Origin of the sequence: Micromonospora solifontis, assembly GCF_003725545.1 — a bacterium.
GTDB classification, from domain to species: domain Bacteria; phylum Actinomycetota; class Actinomycetes; order Mycobacteriales; family Micromonosporaceae; genus Micromonospora; species Micromonospora solifontis.
Genome location: NZ_RJLN01000223.1, coordinates 1 through 257, shown reverse-complemented (window position 1 = coordinate 257; position 257 = coordinate 1). Strand labels below are relative to the sequence as shown.

The window sequence follows — 257 nt, the reverse complement described above, 5'->3', positions numbered from 1 at the left end:
ACCAGGGCCTGGGCGACGTGGAAGTTCTTCTCCGGCAGCAGGCTGTCCAGGTTGTAGCCGGAGACCCGGCGCGGGATGTCCGGATACCGGGTCCGGATGTCGGCCAGATACTCGTCACGCAACGCCCGCAACTGCCGGTAGATCTCCGCCTTGCGGCCGCCGTCGCGCTGGACACGCGCGTACTCCTCGTCGGAGGTCTCCCCCACCCACATCCGCGTCCCGTCGTAGAGCAGCACCTCCAGCTCGACGATGTTGTC

General features: G+C 67.3%; 1 protein-coding gene. It reads right to left on the bottom strand.

The genetic code is table 11. The features are described 5' to 3' along the window. On the bottom strand, positions 1-257 hold a 257-nt coding region (locus tag EFE23_RS27955), incomplete at both ends, for a hypothetical protein (protein WP_148058574.1).